Source organism: Acinetobacter pragensis (genome assembly GCF_001605895.1).
GTDB classification, from domain to species: domain Bacteria; phylum Pseudomonadota; class Gammaproteobacteria; order Pseudomonadales; family Moraxellaceae; genus Acinetobacter; species Acinetobacter pragensis.
The window spans coordinates 1-3,790 of sequence record NZ_LUAW01000058.1 but is presented as its reverse complement, the minus strand read 5'-3'; the positions used below and the strand labels follow the sequence as shown (position 1 = coordinate 3,790).

General features: G+C 37.8%; 5 protein-coding genes. All 5 read left to right on the top strand.

Annotated elements, in window-relative coordinates; translation table 11 throughout:
* Positions 1-396: ELM1/GtrOC1 family putative glycosyltransferase (locus tag AZH43_RS18990; protein WP_227509842.1), on the top strand; the 396-nt coding region annotated here is incomplete at its 5' end.
* Between the two features lie 10 nt (positions 397-406).
* Positions 407-1,426, top strand: coding sequence for a glycosyltransferase (locus AZH43_RS16800; RefSeq protein WP_067672248.1), 1,020 nt, complete (start codon positions 407-409; stop codon positions 1,424-1,426).
* Positions 1,426-2,178 (top strand): polysaccharide deacetylase family protein, encoded by a 753-nt coding sequence (locus AZH43_RS16795; RefSeq protein ID WP_067672244.1) that lies wholly within the window; start codon positions 1,426-1,428, stop codon positions 2,176-2,178. Before AZH43_RS16800 ends, AZH43_RS16795 begins: the two co-directional genes overlap by 1 nt.
* A complete protein-coding gene (locus AZH43_RS16790) occupies positions 2,175-2,942 on the top strand; it encodes a glycosyltransferase family 2 protein (protein WP_067672240.1) in 768 nt (255 codons plus the stop codon). Before AZH43_RS16795 ends, AZH43_RS16790 begins: the two co-directional genes overlap by 4 nt.
* Before the next feature lie 11 nt (positions 2,943-2,953).
* On the top strand, positions 2,954-3,790 hold an 837-nt coding region (locus AZH43_RS16785), incomplete at its 3' end, for a glycosyltransferase family 4 protein (RefSeq protein WP_161485919.1).

Below are 3,790 nucleotides of genomic sequence, written 5' to 3'. Positions count from 1 at the left end.
GTCAATTTTTGCCATTTTGGACAGGCGCTGAATGCATGGCTGCTGAAGCAGAATGCGCAGCCGTGGTTTGATTTGGTCTGTGTTGATCAGTCCTCAGCAGCAGATTTGAACATTTGGACACATCATCTTGAGCAAGTGACGGGCCTGCAGCTGGATATGGCACATGAGGATAAGCGCTGGACAGATCCGGAAGACAGTGTTTCGATGATTTATGAGGCCTTGACCGCTGGCTGTAAGGTTGGGGTTATTGAAATAGAATGTTTGAAATCTGATAGAATTACGCAGCTGTTAGATCGGCTTTTAACCCATGTCTTATTGGGTGAAAATAAAGTTAAATTGTTAAATCTACAATTGGATGAAGCGGCTCGAGTCGCTCATATTTTATTAAGTACATAGAGTTGTTTATATGAAAATTTTACATATCTCTAATTTTGCATTTAACAAACATGGGCAGCGTTATTACTCAATTGATCGTAAAGTATCTGCTGGGCTCATTGAAAATGGTCACTTTGTTTACGATTATAGCTTCCGAGATATGGCAAGACTAGGGACAATTTTTAAAACTAAAAAATTAGGCGCGAGGATTGCAAACAAAGAAGTTTTGCAAATTGTAGATAATTTACAACCCGAACTTATTCTTATTGGGCACAGTGATTTACTTGCTCCCGATACGCTTGCTCAAATAAGAAAAAGATATCCCCAAACTAAAATTGCTTTTTGGTTTGTAGATTGGTTATGTGATCCATCAAAAGTCAATTTTATAAAATCTATAGTTCCTTATGTTGATACGCTGTTTTGTACTACTGGTGGGGAATTGTTAAAACAGTTTAAACTTCCATCTAATAAAGTTTCCTATATTCCAAATATTGCAACAAAGTCTTTAGAGTTTTTAACTCAGTTTGATAAAACAGCGTACGAAAGAGGTTTAGTTTTCTTTGGTACGGTGTATAAAGATCTTGCACGAGAGCAATTTTTAAAAGAATTAATTCATCAGTTAGGTGAGAAATTTTCGTATTTTGGGGCATTTGATACTAATACTGTATATGGACATCATTATATTGATGTTCTTGCAGGTGCACGGTGTGGGTTAAATCTATCTAGACGAAATGATATTGAATTGTATTCTTCAGATAGGATTATTCAATTAACCGGAAATGGTTTACTCACGTTTACTCCAAAAGTTCCTGGATTTCAAAAACTATATCAATCAGATGAAGTGGTCTACTTTGAAGATGAGCATGATTTAGTTAAAAAATATAATTATTATGAACAACATTTAGATGAAGCTAGGCATATTGCGAAAAAAGGTTGGGAGAAAACACAACAATCCTATAATAGTGCCCGGATTACTAAATTTATGCTTGAACTTACTTTTGATCAACCTTTGTCCGAAGCTTATGAGTGGTCACACGAGGTATATGCTTAATGTGGATTCTTTATGTGCTGGCGGGCCTGATAGCGTTGGCCGCAATCCTTTATCTTTTAGGCAATTATACGTTTTGGCTGCCGCTGCGCAGTGCAAAATTGCCTAGAGTCGTAATGCTGCATCAGGTGACTCCGCATGCAGAGCCATCGGGCATGAATATGCCGCCGGCGAAGTTTGAACAGCTGCTGCAATATTTAGTCAAAAAGAGTGCCGTGTTTTGCTTTGTTTCTGAATTGGATCAATATCAGGGGCAGAAGAATGTTTTTGCTTTATCTTTTGATGATGGATTTTTGGATAATTACCAATATGCTTATCCTTTGCTGAAAAAATATCAGGCTAAAGCGACTATTTATTTAGCAACGCAAATTGAAGGTATTGAAAAGCTGAACGAAGCGCAGATCCGTGAAATGGCAGATTCGGGGGTAATTGAATTTGGCGCGCATACACAGCATCATGTGAACTTACTGAAATTGTCTGATGATGATGCTTTTGCTGAAATGCAAGCATCTAAACAGGATGTGGAAGCCTTAGTTGGAAAATGCCCAAGTTTTGCCTATCCCTTTGGCCGGTTTAATGAAAAGCATCAGCAGATGGCGAAAGAGGTTGGCTTTAAAAATGCGGTCTCTACCCGTAAGAAAGTTGAAGATTTTACTGCTGCAAATCAATTTAATATCCCGCGTGTCAGTACACATGGCGCGATGAATGCGGTGCAGATGCGCATTGCTTTAGCCAAAGGACGTTATAAATTATGATTCCTTGCAGTGTTTATATCGTGACTTTAAATTGCGGCGCATGGCTGCAGGATACGCTGGAGAGCGTCAAAGACTTTTCAGAAGTGATTATCCTAGATTCCGGCAGTACCGATGATACTTATGCGATTGCACGGTCTTTTGCCAATACACGAATTTCACACCAAGACTGGCAAGGTTATGCAGTGCAAAAAAGTCTGGCTTTGGCGCAGTGTAAAAATGACTGGGTATTGAATTTAGATGGTGATGAAGTGCTGTCACTGGAGTTGAAAGCTGAGATTGAGCACACCATTCAAGACAATCAAATTGATGCGCTGATTATACCGATTAATGATGTGTTTTTAGGTGTGCCGAACAGCAAGCACACTAAAAAACATGCGAAAGTACGCTTTTTCCGTAAAAGCAAAGGTCAGTATGACCTTGAAAATAAAGTCCACGAAAATGTGATTGTGGATGGGCAAAGTGTTAAGGCCGAAGGTGATATTTACCACTATGGCGAGTCGAGTATTTTTGTCAAAGTGGAAAAAAATAATCAGTACTCGAATTTAAAAGCGGTTGAAAAATATCAAAAAGGGAAGTCCCCAAGCATTCTTAAGTTAGTAATGGTAATGCCTTTAATGTTTATTAAATCTTACTTTTTTAGAAGAAATTATGCGAACGGTTGGAGGGGATTTGTAGGTAGTATGATTAATGCTTTTTATGCTTTTTTAAAAGAAGCAAAATTATTTGAAAAAAGAAGTTACAATAAGCGTAATTCAGAAGATTGAGTCTTAGAAAGTTGAAAATTTGCTTTATTTCCACGGATTTTCCACCAACTTTAGGTGGAGTTGCTTCACATGCCCATGAATTGGCTAAAGCGATGGTGCAGCTTGGTCATGATGTATATGTTTTAACTTCTCAGGTTAATGGAAGTCTTTCTTTTGAGACATTGGACGGTATAAATGTGCTGCGCCCTAAAGTTTTATGGCAAAAGCCTTTCTATACTTGGGGTATGTCTAGGTTTTTAAAGAAATTTCTAAAAGAGCGATCTATAGATTTAGTTCATGTACATGGTATGCGCCCATTAGAGGCAACCAAGGGGTTGGATATTCCTGTTGTTTTTACAAATCACACGTCAGGTTTTTTAAAACGTCTAGAAAAACCAGTTATTTTTCAAGGGCGATTAAAATCAAGGCTTGAGCATGTTGCTATGGTATTGGCGCCTAGCTATGAATTGTGCGAAGCAACTAAAAAGACTGGTTACGCAGGACCAGTGAATTTTGTTTCGAATGGTGTTGATACCACGAAGTTCTCTGCTAAAGTAAATGATAACTTAAATGCAGAAAAAACTTTAATTTTAGCGAGAAGATTGGTTGAAAAAAATGGTGTTGTTGTTTTTGCAAAAGCATTAACTTTAGCTAAAAATAAAAAGTTTAAGGTTTTAATTGCTGGTGTTGGGCCAGAACAGGCAATAATGGAAAGCATATTTAAGAAAGCGGATATAGTTGACCGAGTTACATTCCTTGGTGCAATTAAAAACTCAGATATGCCAGCATTATATAAAAAAGCTGATTTTTMAKTTCTGCCTTCTTTTTACGAGGCGACAAGCATTACTGGGCTTGAGTCAATGGCTTCC